This is a genomic window from Enterobacter cloacae complex sp. 277I4, from assembly GCF_050031465.1.
Classification (GTDB): domain Bacteria; phylum Pseudomonadota; class Gammaproteobacteria; order Enterobacterales; family Enterobacteriaceae; genus Enterobacter; species Enterobacter cloacae.
In genome coordinates, this window is sequence record NZ_JBLGWC010000001.1 from 987,590 (window position 1) to 1,010,797 (window position 23,208).

The 23,208-nt window shown below is 55.5% G+C and carries 18 protein-coding genes; 11 read left to right on the plus strand and 7 right to left on the minus strand.

Annotated features, from left to right (window positions below):
* Positions 1–4: 4 nt before the first annotated feature.
* From ACQG19_RS04590 to ACQG19_RS04605, 4 genes are read left to right on the plus strand one after another with little or no spacing between them, the layout of a single operon-like run.
* A complete protein-coding gene (locus tag ACQG19_RS04590) occupies positions 5–793 on the plus strand; it encodes an outer membrane lipoprotein-sorting protein (RefSeq protein ID WP_246932835.1) in 789 nt (262 codons plus the stop codon).
* Positions 790–2,178 carry a hypothetical protein gene (locus ACQG19_RS04595; RefSeq protein WP_246932833.1) on the plus strand — a complete coding sequence of 463 codons (1,389 nt, stop codon included), beginning with the start codon at positions 790–792 and terminating at the stop codon, positions 2,176–2,178. The genes ACQG19_RS04590 and ACQG19_RS04595 overlap by 4 nt, the downstream gene beginning before the upstream one ends.
* A 10-nt stretch (positions 2,179–2,188) precedes the next feature.
* On the plus strand, positions 2,189–3,121 hold the full coding sequence (locus ACQG19_RS04600; RefSeq protein WP_047352045.1) for an ACP S-malonyltransferase: 933 nt from the start codon (positions 2,189–2,191) through the stop codon (positions 3,119–3,121).
* 58 nt (positions 3,122–3,179) lie between these two features.
* Positions 3,180–4,133: a hypothetical protein gene (locus tag ACQG19_RS04605; protein WP_370882416.1), complete on the plus strand. Its 954-nt coding sequence runs from the start codon at positions 3,180–3,182 to the stop codon at positions 4,131–4,133.
* 73 nt (positions 4,134–4,206) lie between these two features.
* Here the strand turns inward: ACQG19_RS04605 and ACQG19_RS04610 are convergent, their stop codons facing one another.
* The 5 genes from ACQG19_RS04610 to ACQG19_RS04630 form a co-directional block, all read right to left on the minus strand.
* Positions 4,207–5,928, minus strand: coding sequence for a TolC family protein (locus ACQG19_RS04610; protein ID WP_246932832.1), 1,722 nt, complete (start codon positions 5,926–5,928; stop codon positions 4,207–4,209).
* Positions 5,929–5,932: 4 nt separating this feature from the next.
* Positions 5,933–7,285, minus strand: a complete 1,353-nt coding sequence (locus ACQG19_RS04615; RefSeq protein WP_013095714.1) for an HlyD family type I secretion periplasmic adaptor subunit — start codon at positions 7,283–7,285, stop codon at positions 5,933–5,935.
* Complete coding sequence (locus ACQG19_RS04620) at positions 7,282–9,531, minus strand: type I secretion system permease/ATPase (protein WP_128311708.1); 2,250 nt, start codon at positions 9,529–9,531, stop codon at positions 7,282–7,284. Before ACQG19_RS04620 ends, ACQG19_RS04615 begins: the two co-directional genes overlap by 4 nt.
* A gap of 258 nt (positions 9,532–9,789) precedes the next feature.
* Complete coding sequence (locus ACQG19_RS04625; RefSeq protein ID WP_426725823.1) at positions 9,790–10,425, minus strand: hypothetical protein; 636 nt, start codon at positions 10,423–10,425, stop codon at positions 9,790–9,792.
* Between the two features lie 155 nt (positions 10,426–10,580).
* Positions 10,581–11,243 carry a helix-turn-helix transcriptional regulator gene (locus ACQG19_RS04630; RefSeq protein ID WP_038418730.1) on the minus strand — a complete coding sequence of 221 codons (663 nt, stop codon included), beginning with the start codon at positions 11,241–11,243 and terminating at the stop codon, positions 10,581–10,583.
* 811 nt (positions 11,244–12,054) lie between these two features.
* Between ACQG19_RS04630 and ACQG19_RS04635 the strand changes: the two genes are divergently transcribed.
* Genes ACQG19_RS04635 through ACQG19_RS04665 form a run of 7 tightly spaced genes read left to right on the plus strand, consistent with a single transcriptional unit; the run spans position 12,055 to position 19,829 of the window.
* A complete protein-coding gene (locus ACQG19_RS04635; RefSeq protein ID WP_246932830.1) occupies positions 12,055–12,774 on the plus strand; it encodes a FadR/GntR family transcriptional regulator in 720 nt (239 codons plus the stop codon).
* Positions 12,771–13,784 carry an ABC transporter ATP-binding protein gene (locus ACQG19_RS04640; protein WP_020686305.1) on the plus strand — a complete coding sequence of 338 codons (1,014 nt, stop codon included), beginning with the start codon at positions 12,771–12,773 and terminating at the stop codon, positions 13,782–13,784. The genes ACQG19_RS04635 and ACQG19_RS04640 overlap by 4 nt, the downstream gene beginning before the upstream one ends.
* A complete protein-coding gene (locus ACQG19_RS04645) occupies positions 13,781–14,863 on the plus strand; it encodes an ABC transporter ATP-binding protein (RefSeq protein ID WP_029882426.1) in 1,083 nt (360 codons plus the stop codon). Before ACQG19_RS04640 ends, ACQG19_RS04645 begins: the two co-directional genes overlap by 4 nt.
* A 2-nt stretch (positions 14,864–14,865) precedes the next feature.
* A complete protein-coding gene (locus ACQG19_RS04650; protein WP_013095721.1) occupies positions 14,866–16,380 on the plus strand; it encodes an ABC transporter substrate-binding protein in 1,515 nt (504 codons plus the stop codon).
* Positions 16,381–16,398: 18 nt separating this feature from the next.
* Positions 16,399–17,340 carry an ABC transporter permease gene (locus ACQG19_RS04655; RefSeq protein WP_013095722.1) on the plus strand — a complete coding sequence of 314 codons (942 nt, stop codon included), beginning with the start codon at positions 16,399–16,401 and terminating at the stop codon, positions 17,338–17,340.
* Between the two features lie 2 nt (positions 17,341–17,342).
* Entirely contained in the window at positions 17,343–18,218 is an 876-nt protein-coding gene (locus ACQG19_RS04660) for an ABC transporter permease (protein WP_013095723.1), read from the plus strand.
* Positions 18,219–18,227: 9 nt separating this feature from the next.
* On the plus strand, positions 18,228–19,829 hold the full coding sequence (locus ACQG19_RS04665) for a gamma-glutamyltransferase family protein (protein ID WP_045901791.1): 1,602 nt from the start codon (positions 18,228–18,230) through the stop codon (positions 19,827–19,829).
* 51 nt (positions 19,830–19,880) lie between these two features.
* On the opposite strand, the gene ACQG19_RS04670 is transcribed toward ACQG19_RS04665, so the two are convergent.
* Positions 19,881–20,651 carry an amidohydrolase gene (locus ACQG19_RS04670; RefSeq protein WP_029882429.1) on the minus strand — a complete coding sequence of 257 codons (771 nt, stop codon included), beginning with the start codon at positions 20,649–20,651 and terminating at the stop codon, positions 19,881–19,883.
* 107 nt (positions 20,652–20,758) lie between these two features.
* Positions 20,759–23,203 (minus strand): acyl-CoA dehydrogenase FadE, encoded by a 2,445-nt coding sequence (gene fadE, locus ACQG19_RS04675; protein WP_029882430.1) that lies wholly within the window; start codon positions 23,201–23,203, stop codon positions 20,759–20,761.
* Positions 23,204–23,208: the final 5 nt, after the last annotated feature.

A 23,208-nucleotide genomic window follows, 5' to 3' on the forward strand; every position in this document is an offset into this window, starting at 1 on the left:
CGATATGAAACGCGTTGTCATCACAAAACTGCTCTTTTGTCTGTGCCTGTTTTCCTCGGCGGTATTATCAGCGCCGGTGGATAACGAAGCATCAGAGATTATTCGTCGTGCCGATGAGGTTCGTTCCCCGAATAAACCTTTTCGCTACACCCTGACCATTTATGAATATAAGTCGGGCGCATCTCAGCCTGACAATAAGCAGGTGCTGGATATTTCCATGCGCTTTATGAAACCCGAAGGGGGAATGAAAGCCGATGCCCGTTCGCTGGCGCGTTTTATTTATCCCCCGCGGGACAAAGGCAAAGTGCTGCTCTCTGACTGGTACGATCTTTGGTTCTACACGCCAGAACTGCGTCGACCGGTGCCCGTTTCGCGCCAGCAGCGCCTGATTGGACAAATTTCCAATGGCGACGTCATTGTCACCAATTTTGAGTATGCCTACCACGCCACGCTGCTGGGCGAGGAAGCATGCGGCGATACGCAGTGCTATAAGCTGGAGTTGGTGCGCAAAACGGATGACGTCACGTGGCCAAAAGTCATCTATTACGTTGAAAAAGAGGGGGAGAACCGTCCTTTTAAAGCGTCGTATTACTCTCTGGATAATAAATTGATGAAAGAAGTGCTGTACCAGGATTTTGAGATGGTATTAGGGAAGATGCGTCCGATGAAAATTATTGTGAAGGAGGCCCGTCACGGCAACAGCTACTCCGTGATGGAGTACAGCGATGTTCGCCTGGAGTCCTTGCCCGAATCCCACTTTACTCGCGAGTCTATTCAGCGAGGTGCCAATTGAAACGCACATTACTGGGGTTAACCCTGGCACTCTCCGCTCTGCCCGTGAGCGCACTGGCGGACTGCCTGTCCGGTTCCGACTTTGCAAAAAACAGCACTGTCACGCTGTATGAGCAAGTGTCGCTGGTCAAAAAACAAATTTCAGACTGGCGAATTAACGGCCGAAATCCGTATACCAGACACAATATCTACAATGACGCGGGCGTGAATCTCACCAGCAAGTGCGCGATCGTTGATAATGCGCTGGATCTGGATTTGTCTCTCTACGGGCTCACCTGGTACTCACCGCGTAAGGTGGGGGCATTTGAAGAGGACGACAGCCGCTCTCAGCTGCTGATTGAGCGTCTGAGACTGGTTTACGCCGTTTCAGACAGCGTGCAGCTTGAAGTGGGAAAACTTCAGGCGAAGCAGGGTCTCTTTTTCCTGCGCTCACCTTCCGATCTGACTCCGCATTACTACGCCGGGTTCAAACCGACGCGGCTTTACGATCCCGCGCTTCGCACTGCGTATCAGTCCTCGTCCTGGGCCGCGACGCTGTCAATGGACAACCGGGATGAGTCGCTCTCGCTGACCATGATTCCGAAGCTGGCGACGATCGATAAATACTATCTGACCTCCAGCAACTGGTCCGCGAACCAGCGTGGCAACAGCAGCGAGGCCTGGCTTCTGAGCTATACCTCACATGCCTTCCGTCAACATACGCCGGGGATGCGCATTCTGCTGGGAGACTTGCAGTCGGTTGCCGTCTCTGACAGCTATCACTACACCCCACAGCTGACCCTGAATGCCGGGATGGCCTGGCACCGGGAGCAGCGCTGGCGTCATCTCTCTGAGGAGAAAAGTGCAGAAGTCCAGAACTATGCATTTCCTTCATCGCTGTATGAGACCGAGGACAAAAATGGCGTAGAGCTGGCGGTGGGCGGGCAATATACCACTGATACCTTTAACGTTTTCGGCCTGGAATATTATTACCAGAGCGAAGGCTACTCCCGCACGGAATGGCGCAAACAGCGCGAGCTGATGACCTTTTTGAATACGCCGACAGGTTATGCGCCGCTCGACAGGGCGTTTGATTCCTATAAGTACCTGATGGCGTCTGAAATCAGCAATACGGGCAACAAAGGCATGTTGCAGGGGAAACACTATCTCAACGCCTGGTCCAGCGTGCAGCTCACGCATCAGATCGCCGTGCAGCCTTATTTTGTCGTCAATCTGATGGATAAAAGCACCCTGTCGGGGCTCCACATCAGCGCACCGCTGACCTTTATTGATGACCAGCTGGAAGCGTATACCGGCGTCTATTCAGCACTGGGTAGCGCAAATTCTGAGTTTGCTTTCTTCGGCGATGTTGCCGGTGGCTATGTTGGCTTTAAGTATTACTTATAAGGAAATGACTATGACGCTTGATAATCCATCGCAGCCTGTGGTGCTGCTGTTTTCCGGCCAGGGAAACCCGGTGATTGGTATGGGCAGCGATCTGTGGGATCTCAATGCAACGACGAAACAGATCTGGGATTGTGCCAGCGATGTGTCGGGCCTCGATCTGCGCCGACTCTGCCTTAAGGGGCCGATGAACAGGCTGATCCAGACCACGGTACAACAGCTGGCCGTTACGGCGATCAACGTATCGCTTTATAGCCTCTGCCGCGAGCGCTTCCCGGCGCTGCGCGTCGTGGGTGCCTGCGGCCATAGCGTTGGCGAATACAGTGCCCTGTACGCGGCAGGCGCGATCTCGCTGGAGACCCTGTTCCGTACGCTGCATTTTCGTGCCAGCACCATGGATGCGGTGAGTAAAAAGCAGAAAGGCGCGATGCTGGCGCTGAAGGGGGCCGATTTTGCCACGCTGAGTGACATCATCACCCGTTCCGGGATCGCGCTGGATATCAGCTGCGACAACACCCCGCGTCAGCAGGTGATTGGCGGGACCCCGTCTGCGCTGAGTGATTTTGCCAAAGTGCTGGCCGATGAAGGCTATGAGCCGATCAAGCTCGGCGTCAGCGGGGCCTGGCATACCCGTTTAATGGCTGAGGGCGTGCAATTGATGCGTGACTTCCTGGCGGGACAGCCCTTCACCTCGCCAGCCTATGACGTGCTGATGAATGTGACCGCCAGAGTCGAAACGGTGCCGGACAATATCAAAGAGAACCTCTCCCTGCATCTGACGCAGACGGTGAAATGGGCCGATTCCATGGCCAGATTCATCCATCATCCAGACCAGCCGCTGTTCCTGGAGATGAGCAACAAACCCTATCTGGGACAGATGCTAAATGATTTTTCCGGTTTTTCTGCCGGGCGTGTCCTGCACTGCAGAAAAGTGTTAGGGATGTAATGGCCGAGCTATGATTCCAGATTATTTAACCTTCATCCGCTATCAGGATAAAAGGAACGTGCTTTTTATCTATATCGTGACGTTTATCCTGCTGGGCTTTTACTGGAAAAATGCCGGTTTCTCTTTTTCCCGGCAGGATGCCTGGGTCGCGAGCGGTATTTTCGCGCTGATCGGGTATAGCTTCATTGCCGACCTTAAGGCCTTCTGGGCCTATAAATGCGTCGTCAAGAATGTTGATTTGTCGGTATTTGTCGGCAAAGAGAGCCCGAAAACGAATTCGATCATCTTCGAACCGTTCGTTGTGCTTGCCGTCTCGATCCTGATTTTCGCGGGCATCACGGGGCTCTTCCTTGCGCTGACCACGCCAGGCATCACGCTGCTGATCATGGTTTTCGTGGCGCCGCTGATTATCTGGGGGATCTTTGCCGCACTGCGTCATGTCTATATTCAGCAGGTCGTTGCCTCAGCCAGAGACAAGGCAAAATACACGCAGCTTTCACAGTATGTGGCCGTTGCTGTCGTGATGAGTGTGGTGATGAATCTCCTGACCATCAGCCCCTTACGCAACAGTGCGCAGTTTGATCTCTATGGGCGCTACTTCACCTTAACCGCCATCATTACCATGGTGGTGCTCTGCGTGGTGGTGCTGGGAATCAATCTGCTGTTCTTGCGCTTTACCCGACGCTATGTGTTTCTGGGCCATCTGTTCCTTAACGAGATTGATCTCTATTTCTCCCCGTCAATCCCGTGGAGGACGCTGTCTGAGAAACCATTATGGCTGCGGCTGGTGATGCTGGTGGGCGTGGAATGTGTCTGGTCGGCTGTTATCGGCGTGCTGCTTACGCTTTCGGGATGGCAGGTCTGGTTTGAGGTCTATTTCCTGCTTTGCTATCTGCCATGTCTGGTGTACTACACGCTGCACACCTGGTGGAAATGGCATACCGATTTTATGATGTCGAGCGATATGTATCTGCGCTGGGCGGAGATCAGCAGAGAGGACACCCCCTGGTAGTCGCCTTCTGAAAGACATAAAAAAGCCAGACCCTCATCACTGACGGTCTGGCTTTTTATTACGTCTGTTTCGCTTAGCTCATTTTCATCCATGACAGCAGCATGGAGGCGCTGGCAATGACGTTAATGTTGGAAATATAGCCGTCGTAGCGGTTGTTAATGGCAGAAAGCTGATTATTAAAATGATCGTTTTCTGCCGTCAGCACGTCGAGCAAGGTGCGTTTGCCAAGGTGATACCACTGTTCGTAGAACATACGACGCACCCGATCCGTTTCACTTGTCAGGCGATCGTAATCATCGGCGCGCAGGAAAGAGGAGTCACGTACCTGAATCTGATAGTTAATCTGATACTCCAGATCTTTGTAACTCACTTCATATTGCTGCTGCGCCATATTGGCTTTCGCCCGTGCCGACATCTCAGCGGCACGCTGAGAGCCGCCGCTAAACGCCTCCCACTCGACGTTTAAACCCGTATACCAACCCGCTTCGTTGCCGTTGCTGTCTTTGGCGGTGCTTTTGGAGATGACCCAATTCACCTGCGGCAGGGCCGACGATTTAATGCTTTCTGCCTCATACTCCGCCGCCCGGACTTTGGACTGCAGGTTCAGCATCATCGGGTTCTTATCCAGCCCAGAAAGCGCCACCGACGCCGGGATGACCGTGTCGTGCCAGCTTATGCCTTCCGGTAATTCAGGCTCGATCCCCAGCAGACGCACCAGTTTAATTTTGCTGGCACTCAGCTGATGCTCAATGTTGTCGAGACTTGCCTGGGCCGACATCAGTTTTGCTTTGGCCTGCACCAGTTCACTTTCTCTGCCGCGGTCTGCCTGGGTAATTTGCGACAGCATGGTGACCAGCTCTTTCATGCGGCCAACATACTGTTTCGCCACAACCTTACTGTGCTGGTAACGCCCCATGTTCATCAGCTCGGACACGGTGTTGTAGGCCAGCTGTTCGCGGGAATACTCTTTTGAATAACGGGCTGCTTTTGCCGTTTCCAGAGAGTTGTCCACCTGGTTACTGATCCTTCCCCAGTCAATAATCGGTGTATTAACGGAGACCGTGCCACTAGAGTCGCCGATATGGCTATTGTTGGATGACGACTGGCGATCGCCGCCCACGGTCGACAGCGGCGAGGTTACGCCCAGACGTACCTGGGGCATGCGCTGGCCTTTTACCTGATCGACCATGTAGTCAGACGCCATCACCTCTGCTGAGGCGGCCCGCAGTTCCGGGCTATACGCCAGCGCTCTGGCCACCATGCTGCGCAGGAAAACAAGCGAATCCTGACTGCCGGCACGGTAGCCCTGCGACATGCCGCTGATGGCTTGACGCGCACTGCCGTCACGACGCACCCCGGCGTACGCCGGGTCCGGTTTGTAATACTCGGTGACGGGCGGGAAGAAGTCTGCGTTTTTCTTCAGCGTAGCCCGGCTTTCCGCCGGTTTTGACGGGGCGGGGGCAAACTCCCTGGCTGTCGGTGCAGAGGCGTAACGTTCAGGGCGCGCAGTGGCTTGCGTTGGCATCGCCTTTTGCGTACTGACGTATTGCGACTGGGTACGCATGGCGGGCAGCGAACGTGGCGATGCCGCACTGTGCGACACCGTCCGCTGCACAGGCTGCACTTCGCGGTTGAGCTGTGACTGTGTGCGCATCGGCGGCAATGACGCCAGGCTGCTTTTAGCCTGAGCAATGTCAGCCGCGTGCAGCGGAATGACAAAAGAAGAGCAGGGCAAGCAGAGTGCAACTGCGGTTGCTACCCTTGCCCAACGACGCTCTTTACGTGCCTTAACCATATAATTATCTCTCCCTGAAGGCTTCGCGCGCTTTCAGTATCGGTTTGAGGATGTAAGACAAAATGGTCTTCTCCCCCGTTCTGATTTCTACGTTTGCCACCATTCCCGGCATGATCGGGAACGACTTGTCTTTTACCTGTAACGCGGCACGGTCGGTGCGGACGAACACCCGGTAATAGGTAGAATCTCCACGCCCCTGACGGGCTTTCTCTTCATCGATCAGGGTGTCTGAACTGAGGTGTTCAACGACACCGTTTAATCCGCCATAAATGGCATAGTCGTAGGCGGTAATTTTTACCGTGGCGGGCAGGCCCGGATGGATAAAGGCCACATCAGAGGGTTTGATTTTGGCTTCAACCAGCAGGTTATCTTCAAGCGGAATGAGGGTCATGATCTCCGCCCCCTGCTGAATGACGCCGCCACGGGTCGTCACCCGGATGTTGTTGACGGTGCCGCGCACGGGCGCCACCACCGTGGTACGGTTCATTACGTCCTGGCGTCCGCGCAGAATTTCTTCCGCCTGCGCCAGCTCGGATTCCAGTCGGTTCAGTTCGCTGTTGGCATCAGAGCGGAAGCGGTTGGTACGCTCGGTGATCTGCAGGCTGAATTCGTTCGCCTGGCGCTTGAGGCGCAGGATTTCGACATCCGACATTAACCCTCGGCGCGCCAGCGGCTCCGACAGACTGACCTCGTTTTGCGCCAGCGTCAGGCTCCGTTTTAAGGCCTCTACGCTTTCATTCAGGGTTTTCAGGCGGGCGTTATAGGCCTGGGTCTCATCACGCACGATTGACTCAATCCCGGCGATATCCGGCGGGAAGGTCAGTGGCGTGTCGTAGGCTTCCGCCCTGAGACGGGCAATGCTGCCTTTCAGCCCCTGCACTTTGGACAACGATTCGCCATAGCTGGCCCCGGCGCGAGTCGGATCAATCTTCAGCAGAATCTGGCCTTTCTCGACGATGTCGCCTTCCTGCACATTCAGCTCTTCGAGAATGCCGCCTTCCAGGCTTTGAATGAGCTGCTCGCGGCTGGCGGGGATCACTTTCCCGTCGCCACGGGTAATCTCCTCAACCCGGGCGAAATGCGCCCAGACCAGCGCCACCACCACAACCAGGGTGATGGTGTAGAGCATGATCATGCTGAAAGGGGTCTTCTGTGCGATCAGCGCGCCCTGCAGGTCGTGCATGAATTTCAGATCGTCGGCTTTCACTTTCCCCGTTGGCTGTGCAGGGTGTAATGCCAGCCCGGTGCCCGCTCTCTGCGTAGCGTTCACGTTTTCCAGTGCCGTTGAGGGTACGCCTGCATCCGTTTCGGCCTCTCCCTTTGAGGCGTTATGATTCACTTCGTCCTCGTTCATCATTCATTCACACCTTGTTTCTGTTGCTTCTCTTCGACTGAATGCATTGCTTGCTTTTTCTTCATGACATTCTCATTCAGGCTGGCCATCACCTGATCTTTGGGACCGTCTTTCACTACGTGTCCGTCTTCCATGACGATCAGACGCTCTACCAGGCTCAGTACGGACATGCGGTGGGTCACAATGACCAGCGTTTGTCCTTGCGTCGCTTCTTTGAGCCGACGAAGGAACAGGGTTTCCGTCATCGCATCCATTGAGCTGGTGGGTTCATCCATCAGCAAAATCTTTGGTCGCAGCAACAGGCAGCGGGCGAGGGCGACGAGCTGTTTTTGTCCACCGGAAAGGCAATTGCCCATTTCGCCGATAGGCATGTCAAAACCCAGTGGATGTCTGGCCGCCACGTGATCAAGCCCGGTCAGGCGAACCACCCGCAGAAACTCTTCCGTGCTCACGCCCGGGTTGCCAATGATGATGTTATGGCGCAGGGTGCCGTAAAACAGGCGGCAGTCCTGCCCGACGTAGCCCACCGCAGCGCGCCAGTCGGCGGGATCAACCTGTGTCGCATCCACACCATCAATGAAAAGCTGTCCGCTGCTCTGCTGGTACAGGCGCGCCATCACGCGCAGCAGGGTCGACTTCCCGCTGCCAATTTTGCCCAGCACGGCCACCTGTTCCCCGGCCTCGATGTTGATATTGATGTTGTCCAGAATGCGTGGCGCGACCATCATTCCCGGTACTGGATAGGTGAATCCCACCTTTTTCAGACGCAGGCTGCCGGTGAAATTGGGCGTCGGCAGATAATTGATCAGCGCATCGCGCTCGGTCGGCGTTTCCATCAGCTGGTTAAGGGATTTCAGCGCGGTTTTGGCGTGCTGATAACGCAGCGCCAGACCGACCACAGAGGCCAGAGGCGCGAGCGAACGGCTGGAGAGGATCACCACCCCAATCATGGCCCCCATGGTTAGCTCTCCGGCGTGGATTAAATAGACGCCGAGCACCACGATGCAGACGGTGGTGATTTGCTGCACAAAAGAGACAAAGTTGGTGGTCAGCATGGAGAGATAGCGGGTTTTCATCGAGGACGCCGCAGCCAGTGCGCTGAAATCATTCCAGCGCTTTTGCATCACCCCTTCGCCCTGAGCGGCTTTTAAGGCCTCAAGCCCTTCGATGCTCTCGATCAGCAGACCCTGCTTAAGCGAAATTTCCCGGACGTTTTCTTCCATGTAGCGACCCAGTGGCCACTGGATAATGACGCTGACAATCAAAATCAGTGGCATGGCGACCAGCGGTACAACGGCCAGTGGGCCGCCAATCATGTAAATGATGAACATGAACAGCAGACAGAACGGCAAATCGGACAGCGTGGCGAGGGTCGCAGAGGTGATAAAGTCGCGGACGGCCTCAAAATCGCGTAACTGGTTCGCAAAGGTTCCGGAGGATTGCGGCTTGTATTCCATGCGCATCGACATCACCTGGCGAAACAGCTTCGCTCCGAGGATCAGATCTGCTTTTTTACCGGCGATGTCGATCAAATAGGCGCGGATTTGTCGGCTGGCAAATTCAAAAATAATGGCAATCACCACGCCAATCGCCAGCGACCACAGGGTGACGTACGCCTGGGTGGGGATCACGCGGTCATAGACGTTCATGGTGAAGAAGGTACCGGCCAGCGTAAGAATGTTCGCCAGCAGCGCCGCCAGTGCCGCGCTGTAGAAGTAATGCCGGTAGCGCCACAGCGTCGAATAGAGCCAGTGACCTTCATCCTGGGCTTTCGGTAACAGCTGGTCTTCAGCACGCGCGTCCAGCGTGGGTTTTGGCGTCGTCACAAGGGCATAACCGCCATAAGCCTCGTGTAAATCCGCCTCTGCAACGAGGAGCGTTCCGTCGTTTTCAGGTACCACAATCTGATACGTATGTTGCCCGCGCTTTCCCTTGCGTGCGGTAAGAATGCAGTATGTCCCGTCTTTGCGTGCAATAAGCAAAGGGAACAGCCAGGAGGAAAGCGAATTCAGATCGCGCTTAACCCAACCGGCGGATATGCCCATCTGCTCAAGCATACGTAATGCCATTTCAGGCTCCAGCTTGTCGCTTTTTGGCAGGCCTGCATACAGCACCTCTTTGCTGGCATACTTAGAATGATGCCCACAAAGCCATTCAACGCCCCACAGAAGAGAATCTTTTTCAGGGGCTTCAATATCATCAAGAGTATGCTCTGAATTAATTTTTACCGTGGAGAGATGCGTATTCATTTTGAATTCAGACCTGTAGTTGCGTTCCTCACTTAGAATTAAAAAGTAAAGAATATGTTATTTAAAAACGACCATGGGCATCCGTAAATACAACGGGTGACGCGGGTGGATTATGTAAAAATACAAGCACTGGTAATATCGTAGTGTAGGGTTTTATCCCTCTTACACACAATAAGGAAAAGTAACTATTCCTTTAAGAATATTCTACGTCATATTTGCTATGCTGATGTTTTAACGTCTCTTTCTAACGTGGACGTATTAGCTCGCCAGCCTTGAAATGGGAACGCCCAGCTTTGTTTCAATTCTTATTTTCATGGCGTAAATGTTTTTGACATTCGTGGCATTTTTCATGGTAATCTTTTTAGGCAGTTGGCCCTTATAAAGTTCAGAAAAGAGTGCATATTCATTTGCGCTAAGTTTGGCTCTTTTTTCTGAAGGCCGTATTATTTTTCCCATAAAGGACTGACTGATCTTCATTTTGATATCCTCGGCCAGGTCATCATGAAAAATGACCGTACTGATGATCGTGTCTGCCGTGTCGTTGTAGAACCAGTAGTGGGCAATGGCCGCCATTTTTTTGTCGGTGATCAGAATCAGGCGCGAGTTTCTGAACTGGGATAACCAATTGTTTGATAAGAAGTAATTTATATTTTTGTAATTAAAGTCTATCACGACAATGGGTTGTGAAATTATTTTTGAATTAATATCAGCAAAGTATTGTAAAATGCCTTCTATCAGAAATGAGTTATTTTCTGGCCAAATATAAAATTCTGTTCCTGAACATTCATCGCACTTTGTGCTGCGAATGGAAGCATAGGCGCATTTATGCACACATCCGTAACAACGCATAGTGTAGTTGTCATTCTCATTTTGTTTAATAGTAATAATGTTCATGTGATCAAACGCTACGCGTCCATATAATATATGTAAAATATTATGTAATATATCAACAATCAGATAAATTATGCATTACGGAAAAACACGAGTGACAGTCAGAATACGCTCTGTTCGTCCAGGAATTTTCGACAGAGCGTATTGTCAGTTTTACACTAACTTGCAAGCCGTGTGATGGACACGCCCAGCTTGCGTTCAATGCGGTTCTTCATGGCGTAGGTGTTTTTAACACTGGTGCCGTTCCGGTAGGCGATTTTCTTTGGCGACCATCCGTTAAAGAGGAATGAAAACAGGCTGTATTCATTCTGACTCAGTTTGGGTCTGTTACCTGTCGGTTTAATCGTTTTTGCCAGGAACGTTTTTTTCAGTTTCGTCGAGACTTCTTCTGCGCTATCGTCATAAAAGATAATTGAACTGATAGTAGTTTCTAACGTGTCGTTGTAAAACCAGTAGTGCGCAATTGCCGTCATCTTTTTATCAGTGACAAGAATCAGTCTCATGTTTTTGAACTGATCTAACCAGTTTTCAGATAAAAAATAATTGATGTTTTTATGACTGAAGTCGATGATGACAACCGGCTGCGAAATATATTTATCATTTACCTCGCCAAAGTGATGACGAATGCCTTCAACCAAAAAGGTATTATTATCAGGCCAGATATAATATTCAAGCGCGTGGCAATCACGGTTTTGGCCATCTTCAGACGTATTAAAGCGGCATTGCTTTTCGCAACCATAACAACGCATGTCAGGGGTATGACAAACAGGTTGTCCACCCGTATGAGATAAATAGCCAGGATTGTTAGTTGCACAGTACATATTATACCTCACACGCGATGTTTTCTTACGTTAATGATATTAAGCCGGAGTCTGACAAACGCCGTCGTTCTTTAGGAATAATCATATGCTGGACCAGGCAATAATCTTAATTAAATAGTCTGAACTGACTATTATGAATGCGATTTAAGAAATAATTTTATATAAAACAAGGGGTTGTATAAGTTCTTAAATGAGAGTGAGATTCATTTATTTTTATCTAAAATGCTGTAATTGTTGTTTTTTGGTTAATTTTTGGCAGAGTCGTTTACTTTCTGAAATACCGGGTGAAAGACACGGTTTAATAAGCCGAAAAAGCACGGACTTTATTAACTAAAGTAAGCGGCGTGGAGCAATAAAATACGCATTTAAATATCGCCGGGGAAAATAGTTGTCCTGTTTATAAAGCGTATTATTTACCTGTTTCTTGTGACTCGTCGTCCGTTATATCAGTGCCCGGCGTTACCAACCGGCGGCATCTTTGCCTGTTTTATCGGTTACATAATCTTTAGTTAACAAAGAATATACATAACTAGTGCATTTATTTAACATTTGATCGTTTTTGGTGCGTTTGACGCACTGTTTTTGTGCAGTGAGCGGGGTGGCTAATGTGCTGGCGTAACGTTTGACGTGCCAGTTCGTTTTTGATGTTTTGCTTATAAATTAACAGGTTATTACCCTTTACACTGCGAAATTTTGAACCAATATAAAATTGGTTCGTTTATTGCTTAATCATTAGCACGATAAGTAGCGCCTCATATCAATAACTTATCGTTAATAACAATAAAGTCATGATGAAAGCGAGCGAACCAATATGGAAAAACCGTCACGGTTTCTGGCAAATTCCAGCACCGCGCTTGAACAATTGCGCGGTCTTATTCACCAGCACGAGTCAACACCAGGCCTTCCGCTGCCCACGGAACGTGAGCTGTCGGAAACTCTCGGCGTAGGACGACGTGAAATACGTCGTGCGCTGGATGTGCTGGAAGAAGAGGGGCGGATCTGGCGTAAGCAGGGCAAAGGCACCTTTATTGGTCCTGCTGCGCCTGTGGAACCGCTGGCCCTTCAGGGATTGGTTCAGCAAACCAACCTTCTGGAAGTGATGGAAGCTCGTCTACAGCTCGAACCCGGCTTAGCCCGGCTTGCGGCACTGCGTGCCACCAGGGAAAACCTCGCGCTCATGCAGCGCATGCTGGAACGCATCGATAAGGTCAGCCCGGACGACCGCGATCTGAATGAACTGTGGGACAGCGCCTTTCACCGCGCCATTGCGGAGGCCGCAGGCAATCGCCTGATGCTCGGTCTTTTTGATGCCATTGATGCCGTCAGGCGTGAGCCAGGCTGGCAGCATTTGCGTGAGCTTGCCCGAACCCCCGAACGGGTCGATGTCTACAACGACCATCATCATAAAATCATGTCCGCGATTATCCATCGCCAGCCCAACGAAGCAGCGGCCGCCATGCGCGAACATCTGCTTAGCCTGCAAAACGCCCTGATACAGGCGATCCACCTTGAGGACGACATCACGCTATGACGACGATTCCGTTTAAGGAAGCCACTCCGGTACTGCGCCTGCAAAACCTCAACGTTAAGTTCGCCGGATCGCCGGTGAGCGTGCTTGACGGTATCTCGCTGACGGTCAAAGCGGGTGAAACGCTGGCGCTGGTGGGGGAGTCCGGCTGCGGGAAAAGTATCACCTCCTTAGCGCTGATGGGGCTATTGCCCGCCAGCGCGCAGATTGTCAGCGGCGATATGCAGTTTCGTCGCCACGATCTGCGAAAGCTTTCCCCGCGGGAATATGCCGATCTCCGTGGTAACGAGCTGGCGATGATTTTCCAGGAGCCGATGACGTCGCTCAACCCCGCCTTTACCCTTGGGGACCAGCTCAGCGAAGCGGTTATGCGCCATCAGAACGTTTCGCGTGCGCAGGCGATGAATACCGCGCTGCAAATCCTGGAGAAGGTGCAGATCCCGGCGGCAGAGATGCGCCTGAAAGCGTATCCGCACCAGCTTTCTGGCGGCATGCGCCAGCGCGTGATGATTGCGATGGCGCTGATTAACCATCCGCGTTTGTTGATTGCCGACGAGCCGACCACCGCGCTGGACGTCACCATTCAGGCGCAAATCCTCGCGCTGCTCAACACCTTAAAAGAGGAGACCGGTACGGCGGTGCTGATGATCACCCATGATTTAGGCGTGGTGGCGGAAGTGGCGCAGCAGGTGGCGGTGATGTATGCCGGGCAGGTGGTGGAGCAGGGGAGCGTCGAGGCCATCTTTGCCGATCCGCAGCACCCGTACACCATTGGTCTGATGGGCTCTATTCCGTCCGCGGGCGCGCGTAAAGGGCCGCTCGCCACCATTCCCGGCGCGGTTCCCCTGGCGGAATCCATGCCGAAAGGCTGCCGCTTTGCGACCCGCTGCCCCTTCGCGCAAACGCGCTGCCATAACGAAAAACCGTCGCTCACGGCGCAGGGGGCTGACCATCTGGTCGCCTGCTTCCGCGTGCCGCTGGAACAACACATTGCGCTGGGAGAGATCGCATGACCACGCCCATTCTTGAAGCCCGTGACCTGAGCAAGCGCTTCCCCGGCCCGAAGAAGCTTTTTACTCCAGCCCGCTTTGTGACGGCGGTGGATCGAGTCTCCCTCTCCGTGATGCCCGGCGAAACGCTGGCGATTGTCGGGGAGTCCGGGTCCGGCAAATCCACGCTCGGCCGTCTGCTGCTGCGTTTGCTGGCTGCCAGCGAAGGACGCGTGTTTTATCAGGGGGAAGAGATCACACACGCCTCAGGAGCTCGTCTCAACCAGCTGCGCCGGGAATTACAGATTATTTTTCAGGATCCTTTTGCGTCGCTAAACCCGCGCATGACGGTTGAGCAGATTGTGGGTGAGCCGCTGTGGCTGCATCAGGAAATGAAAAAAGCCGATCGTCACTATCGCGTTGCGGAACTGCTTAAAACCGTGGGTCTGCCTGCCGCCTGGGCGGCGCGTTTTCCGCACGAGTTTTCAGGTGGGCAACGCCAGCGCATTGGTATTGCGCGTGCGCTGGCCTCCGGGCCAAAACTGCTGCTGGGTGACGAGCCCGTCTCGGCGCTGGATGTTTCCGTGCAGGCGCAGGTGATCAATCTGCTGGAAAGCCTGAAGCATCAGCTGGGGCTAACGATGGTGATTGTTGCCCACGGCCTGGCGGTCATCCGCCATATGAGCGACCGCGTGGCAGTGATGTATCTCGGGCAGATCGTTGAGCTTGCCAGCGTCGACGAGATCTTTGACGCGCCTCTCCATCCTTACACCCAGGCGCTCATCGCCTCTGCACCGCAGATGCAGCCGGGCGCCCGACGCGCAGCCCCGTTGCTGCAAGGGGATTTACCGAACCCGGCCGATCCCCCGTCCGGGTGCCGATTCCATACCCGTTGTCCGTATGCCACGGATGAATGTCGCCTTGCCGAGCCCATTAACCAGGTGCTGGAAGGCGGACGCCAGATTGCCTGCCACCGCTGGCAGGAGATTAACCGCGATCGCAGTGTTATCCAGATAGCACCGCCGTCTGCCGCCTTTCTGCGCCGCCGCGCGCTGTTTGAACACGCGGCCTCTCACTCCTCCCTTCCTTCAAGGAACTCATGATAATGACAATGCGTAATTCTCTTTTGACCGTACTGGGAAGTGTTATGTTGCTCGGCGCGGCGCTGCCCGCCCAGGCAGAAAGCGTGCTGCGAGTAGGGCTGGGTGCAGACCCGGACATGCTCGATCCGCATCTGGCGCGCACCTATTATGGCCGCTTCGTTTTTGCCTCCCTGTGCGACAGGCTGGTGGATGTGGACGAAAACCTGAAAGTGGTGCCAGGTCTGGCGAAAGAGTGGACCTGGAGCGAGGATGGCAAAACCCTGACCTTCAATTTGCGTGAGGGCGTCACCTTCCATGATGGCGAAAAATTCGATGCGGCAGCGGCAAAATACAACCTCGACCGGGCGCTGACCTTAAAAGGCTCTCTGCGTAAAAGTGAAATATCGTCCGTGGAGTCCGTTGAGGTCACCGGCCCGATGCAGATCGCCCTGCACCTGAAAACCCCCGATGCTGCCCTGTTAATGCAGCTCACCGACCGCGCCGGGGCGATGATGGCCCCCGAAGCGGCGAAAAAGCCGGACTTTGCCGCCCATCCCGTCTGCTCCGGTCCTTATAAGTTCGACAGCCGCGTCTCCCAGGATCGCATTGTTCTGACTCGTTTCGACAACTACTGGAATAAAGACGCTTACCACTTCGACAAAATCATCTACCTGCCGATCCCGGATGCCTCCGTGCGTCTGGCGAACCTGCGCGCGGGCGATCTCGATCTGACCGAGGGCATTGCTGCCAGCGACGTTAAAACCGTCGAAGCCGACAGCAAGCTGGCGCTGGCGAAGGTGACGGGGCTCGGGTATCAGGGCATCACCTTCAATATCAATAATGGCAAGGTGCCAGCGAACGATCCGTTCAAGGACGCCCGCGTGCGTGAAGCGTTCTCTCAGGCCATTGACCGCGATGCGCTCAATCAGGTGGTCTTTGAAGGACTCTATACGCCTGCCAACCAGCCCTTTTCGACGGTAAGCCCGTATCACGTCAATCTGCCGGTGCCCCCGCGTGACGTCGACAAGGCGAAAGCGCTGCTTAAAGCCGCAGGCGTCGCGACGCCGCTGAACGTGAATCTGCTGGTGCCGAACAACCCAACCTCGCAGCAGGTCGGCCAGGTATTGCAGGCGATGGTGGCTGAGGCGGGCTTTACCCTGAATCTGCAGATGACCGAGTTCGCCACGCTGCTCGATCGCCAGCAGAGCGGTGATTACCAGCTGAGCTTCTCCGGCTGGTCAGGACGCCCGGACCCGGATGGCAGCATCTACGGTTTTATCCACAGCAAAGGGACGCTTAACGACGGCCGTTACAGCAATGCGCAGGTCGATGAGTGGCTGACCCAGGCGCGCCTCAGCAACGATAAAGCCGTTCGCCAGCCGCTGTACGACAAGGTAGTGAAGCAGCTGCAAACCGATATGCCTGTTGCCTACCTCTACTTTGAGCCGCGCATTTTCGGCCTGAACAAAAGCGTACAGGGCTTTAAGCCATACCCGGACGGCATCGTGCGTCTGGCCGGTGTGACGCTGGCGAAATAACCGTCCCGAGGAGAGACCATGCTGGAACTGATTTGCAAACGTCTGCTGCTGGCCATTCCGACGCTATTGCTGGTGAGTATGATGGTTTTCGGGCTGCAGAAGCTGCTGCCCGGCGATCCGCTCATCGCCATGGCGGGCGAGGAGCGCGATCCGGCGGTGATCGCCCAGCTGCGCGCTGAGCTCAATCTGGATGCGCCCATCCCGGTGCAGTATTTCCACTGGCTGACGCGCGCGCTGCAGGGCGATCTAGGGGTCTCCTTACGCACGCACGAACCGGTGACCGAGCTTATCGCCAGCAAACTGCCGGTCACGCTGGAGCTGTCGCTGCTGGCGATGATCATCGCCCTGGTGTTCGGCATCAGCATGGGGATCCTCGCGGCGGTGAACAAAAACAGCTGGGTCGATCACGGGGCGAACTTTGTGGCGATCTCCGGGATCTCGATACCGCACTTCTGGCTCGGGATCCTGCTGATACTGGTCTTTTCGGTCAATCTGCAGTGGCTGCCAGCGTCCGGGTTTGTGCCGTTTAGTGAAGATCCGGTGCAGAACCTGCGGACGTTGCTGCTGCCTGCCGCCGTGCTCGGCACCGGGCTGGCGGCCACGCTGATGCGCCATACCCGCGCCTCCATGATCGCCGTGCTCAAAGCTGACTACATCCGCACCGCGCGGGCCAAAGGGCTGCTGCCAAAAGCCGTCATTATCAAGCATGCGTTTCGCAACGCGCTGGTACCGGTGATCACGCTTACCACGCTGCTGTTCGGCGAGCTGCTGGGCGGCGCGGTGCTGACCGAGCAGGTCTTCACCATTCCGGGATTTGGCAAAATGATCGTCGACTCGGTGTTTAACCGCGACTACGCGGTGGTGCAGGGCGTGGTGCTGATCGTGGCGATTGGCTTCCTGCTGCTGAACCTGCTGGCCGATGTGCTGTACGTTCTCATCAATCCGAAAATGCGAGGTTAACCATGGCGGAACTGACAACTCAAACCGTTGCGCCGGTTCTGCCCCGCGCGCAGAACCGGGTGCTGAAGAAATTTCTCGCCAATAAAAGCGCGGTGATCGGCGCGGTGATTGTGGGCTTCTTTGTGCTGGTGGCGCTGCTTGCACCGTGGATCGCGCCGTTCGATCCGGTGAAGGCGAATTTCCTCGCGGTGCGCAAAGCGCCCTCGGCGATGTACTGGTTCGGCACCGACGAGCTGGGGCGCGATATTTTATCCCGCATTATCTGGGGAGCCAGAACCTCGCTGATGGCGGGGTGTATGTCGGTAGTCATCGCCGTGGTCATCGGCGTGCCGCTGGGGCTGGTGGCTGGTTACTTTCAGAAGATGTGGGATGGGGTGATCTCACGCGTTATCGAAGCGCTGCTGGCCTGTCCGTTCCTGATCATGGCGATCGCCCTCGGGGCGTTTTTAGGGCCAAGCCTGACCAACGCCATGATCGCCATTGGCCTTTCCGCGATGCCGATCTTCGCCCGTCTCACGCGCGGCCAGGTGATCGCCATTCGCAACGAAGAGTACATCGACGGCGCGCGGGCAATTGGCCTGCCGGATCGCTGGATCATCATCAAATATGTCCTGCCGAACGTCATGTCACCCATTCTGGTGCAGGCCACGCTGGCCATTGCCTCGGCGATTATCGCCGAAGCCAGTCTCTCGTTTCTGGGTCTGGGGCAGCAGCCGCCAAACCCCTCCTGGGGCTCAATGCTTAACACCGCCAAAGGCTTCCTTGAGCAGGCGCCCTGGATGTCCGTCTTTCCCGGCGTGGCGATTTTCCTTGCCGTGCAGGGCTTTAATTTACTCGGCGACGGGCTGCGCGATGCGCTCGATCCGCGCCACGACTAAGGAGTCATGATGACCAAAGCGCTTGATTTTACGTCCGGTTACGCTTCACGACGCCCGCCGATGATGGGCCATAACGCGGTTGCCACCTCGCAGCCGCTGGCGGCGCAGGCGGGGATGAAGATGCTGCAGCTGGGCGGCAACGCCGTTGATGCGGCTGTCGCCACCGCGATGGCGCTGACGGTGGTTGAACCCACCGGTAACGGGATTGGCAGCGATGCCTTCGCCATCGTCTGGGATGGCGAAAAGCTCCACGGCCTGAACGCCTCTGGCCGCTCGCCTGCGAGCTGGCATGCGGATCTGTTCGCTGGCAAAACGGCGATGCCGGAAATCGGCTGGGATGCGGTAACCGTGCCCGGTGCGGTATCGGGCTGGGTGGCGCTGGCGGAACGTTTTGGCACGCTGCCGCTGACCACGCTGGCGCAGCCTGCCATTGAGTATGCGCGTAACGGTTTCCCCGTCTCACCGTTGATTGGCCATCTCTGGCAGCGCGGTTATAACAAACTCAAAGACCAGCCGGGCTTTAGCGCCTGCTTCGCACCGGAAGGCCGCGCCCCGCGCGTAGGGGAGATCTTCCGTAACCCGGCGCAGGCGAACTCGCTGGAGCTGATTGCAAAAACCAACGGCGAGGCGTTTTATCGGGGCGAGCTGGCGCAGAAAATTGCCGCCTTCGCCAAAGCGCACGGCGCACATCTGACGGCTGAAGATCTGGCGAACCATCGTGTGGACTGGGTGGAGCTGTTGTCGCGCGACTTTGCCGGCGGTTCGGTGCAGGAGCTACCGCCGAACGGGCAGGGGATCGCCACGTTGATTGCGCTCGGCATTCTGGAGCAGTGCGGCATTGAGCACCATCATCCGGACTCCGTGCAATCCCTGCATTTATCCATTGAGGCGATGAAGCTGGCGCTGGCGGATCTCGACCGCTACGTGGCGGATGAAGCGCACATGGAGTTTGCGGCTAAAGAGCTGCTGAGCGACCATTATCTGAAATCGCGCGCGGCGCTTATCGACCCTGATAAAGCCTCGGATTTTGAGTACGGTTCGCCGACGCAGAGCGGCACGGTCTACATCAGCACCGCAGATGCCAGCGGGATGATGGTTTCGTTTATCCAGTCCAACTATATGGGCTTTGGTTCAGGAATTGTGGTGCCGGATACCGGCATCAGCCTGCAAAACCGCGGCTGCGGATTTGTGCTGGATCCGAAGCACCCGAACGCGCTGGCGGGCAGCAAGCGTCCGTTCCACACCATCATTCCGGGTTTTGCGATGGACGGCAACGGCCAGCCGCTGATGTCTTTTGGTGTGATGGGTGGGCCAATGCAGGCGCAAGGGCATATGCAGATGGCGCTGCGCATCATGCTGCACGGGCAAAACCCGCAGGCGGCAATCGACGCCCCGCGCTGGCGCGTGGTGCAGGGCCGGGAGGTGATCGTCGAATCGACGTTCGATCGCAACACCATTGCTGCCCTGCGTGAACGTGGCCACCACATCGTCGTGGAAGATCCGCTCCAGGAGTATAACTTTGGCGGTGCGCAGGTGATTTACCGGATGCCGGAAGGGCACTACGTGGCCGCGACGGAGAGCCGCAAAGACGGGCAGGCGCTGGTGAGTTGATCTTTTATCCTCCCTCTCCCTTTGGGAGAGGGTTGGGGTGAGGGGAAAATGTCACCCAATACTAAACGGATCCGCATCCTGCCATGCGGGGAACTTCTCGCGATACTCCTTCAGCGCCGTCAACGACAGCTCGGCATCAATGCGCGTCGCCTGATGCGGTTCGGCGGTGGCGATGATCTCGCCCTGCGGATTCACCACCCGGCTATCGCCCCGGTAGTGATGTCCGTTGCCGTCTGTTCCCACGCGGTTACACCCCACCACGTACGCCTGGTTTTCAATTGCGCGTGCCACCAGCAGCGATTGCCAGTGCAGGGAGCGCGGCGCAGGCCAGTTGGCGACATACAGCGCCAGGTCGTAATCGTTGCGGTTGCGCGACCAGACCGGGAAGCGCAGGTCGTAGCAGACCAGCGGCAGAATACGCCAGCCGCGCCATTCAAACACCACGCGTTCGTTGCCGGCTTGATAATGATGATGCTCATCGGCCATGCGGAACAGGTGGCGCTTATCGTAAAAATGGACCTTCCCCTCCGGCTCAACCAGCAGGAAGCGGTTCACCGGGCCGCGTTCCGTTTGCAGGGCGGCGCTACCGGCGATCAGCGCGTTGGTCTGCTGCGCTTTGGCGTGCATCCAGGCGACCACCTCATCCTGCGGCATCGACTGTTGTGCGGCTTCCATCGCGAAGCCCGTGGTGAACATCTCCGGCAGGACAATCACATCGCGCCCGGTAATGCCTTCCAGTTGACGATCAAAGTGGCGCAGGTTGGCAGGGCCATCCATCCACACTAAAGGTTGCTGCAAAATAGAAATCTTCAGACCAGGCACAATTCAGACTCCTCAAACGACCCTTTTTGACACTGTAGCACGACATAAAGAGAAAAGATGGCAATAAAAAACCCCGCACGTGGCGGGGTTTTTCAGGATGAAACGCGTTAAGCGGCTTCAGGTTTGCGGTGTTTCTCCGGCAGCTTTACCGGCTGTGTCGCCAGCTCGTCCGGTTCGAAATCATCGACGTTAATGCTGCGCAGACGGCTCTCTTCGGCTTTCACCAGGAGTGCGGCTTCGCTGTTGTCAATGATGCCACCCGCCAGTGCCTGTTTCGCCAGTTCATCCAGGCGGGTAAACGGCAGGTTTTTGCCCAGCTGTTTACAGATCTTCTGGTGAATCGGGTCGGCGGCCATCACGTCCAGCAGCGCCTCTTCCAGCAGACCCACCGGGTTATGTGGCGTTGGCGCCAGATACTGACCGCGGCCGATACGTGAGCGGGTTGCGCTCGGTACCTGCAGGATCTTCGCCACTTTATGATCCAGCTTGTCAGACGGCGCCAGATGATGACGACCGGTCGGGAAGATCGCCACGCGCAGGGCACCTGCCACCAGACGGTTAGGGAAGTTCACCAGCAGATCGTCAATCGCCTGCTCGGCCTGATACAGCGCATCCTGCACGCCCCAGTGCACCAGCGGCAGATCCGCTTCCTGACGGCCTTCGTCGTCGTAGCGTTTCAGTACCGCAGAAGCCAGGTAGAGCTGGCTCAGCACATCACCCAGACGGGCAGAGATGCGCTCGCGACGCTTCAGGCTACCGCCCAGCACTGCCATGGAGACGTCGGACAGCAGCGCCAGGTTGGCGCTCAGCCGGTTCAGATGCTGGTAATAACGTTTTGTTGCATCATGGGTTGGCGTGGCGCTGGTCAGCCCGCGGGTCAGACCCAGCCAGAAGCTGCGCACTTTATTGCTGCCTACATGACCGATATGTTTGAACAGCAGCTTGTCGAAGGCATCCACGTCGTTGTTCTGCGCGGCGGCCATCTCTTCCAGCACGTACGGATGGCAGCGAATCGCCCCCTGGCCGAAGATCATCATGCTGCGGGTCAGGATGTTTGCCCCTTCTACGGTGATGGCGATCGGTGCGCCCTGATAGCCACGCGCCAGGAAGTTGCCTTCGCCGAGCATAATGCCTTTACCACCTGCGATATCCATTGCATCAATGATCGACTGTTGTGCGCGGTGGGTGCAGTGGTACTTCACAATCGCGGACAGTACGGCCGGTTTTTCACCCAGCATAATGCCGTAGGTAATTAACGACGCGGCGGCATCCATCACGTAGGCGTTGCCTGCGATACGCGCCAGCGGCTCTTCGATCCCTTCCATCTTGCCGATGGAGATTTTGAACTGACGACGGATGTGCGCGTAGGCACCAATCCCCATCGCCACCGATTTCAGCCCGCCGGTTGAGTTCGACGGCAGGGTAATGCCGCGACCAACGGACAGACATTCCACCAGCATACGCCAGCCCTGACCGGCCATTTTCGGCCCACCGATGATGTAATCAATCGGGACAAAGATATCCTGACCGCGGGTCGGACCGTTCTGGAACGGCACGTTCAGCGGGAAGTGGCGACGACCAATTTCAACGCCCGGGGTAGAGGTGGGGATCAGCGCACAGGTAATGCCCAGATCTTCTTCACCACCCAGCAGTTTTTCCGGGTCGGAGAGTTTAAACGCCAGGCCCAGCACGGTAGCGACAGGCGCGAGCGTAATGTAACGTTTGTTCCAGGTCAGGCGCATACCCAGCACCTGTTCGCCCTGCCATTCGCCCATGCAGACCACACCGGTATCCGGGATGGCGCCTGCATCGGAACCCGCTTCCGGGCTGGTCAGTGCGAAGCATGGAATTTCCTGACCGCGTGCCAGACGCGGCAGATAGTGATCTTTCTGCTCTTTTGTACCGTAATGCTGCAGCAGTTCGCCCGGGCCTAAGGAGTTAGGTACGCCCACGGTGATCGCCAGGATCCCGGAGACGCCAGCCAGTTTTTGCAGCACGCGAGCCTGAGCGTACGCGGAGAATTCCAGACCGCCGTACTCTTTTTTGATGATCATCGCGAAGAAGCGATGCTCTTTCAGGTATGCCCACAGCTCCGGCGGCAGGTCGGCCATTTCATGGGTGATGGCAAAGTCATTGGCCATACGGCAGGCTTCTTCTACCGGGCCGTCAATAAAGGCTTGTTCTTCCGCTGTCAGACGCGGCTGCGGGTAGTTATGCAGTTTTTTCCAGTCCGGGTTGCCCTGGAACAGATCGCCTTCCCACCAGGTGGTACCGGCGTCAATCGCTTCTTTCTCGGTGCGCGACATCGGTGGCATCACTTTGCGGAAACCTTTGAACACCGGCGCGGAGATCATCGACTTACGCATCGGGGCAAAGTTAAACGGCAGAAGGATGATGGCCAGCGGCACTAAAAGCCAGATATTCCAGAGACCTGCGACGCCAAGCGCAGCCGTCCAGGCCAGAAGAATCAGGCTGCTCAGGAATAAACTTACACGGTGATAGAACAGCACACCGAGCAGGACAACGGTTGCGAGAATGCTCAAAATCATCATAAAGA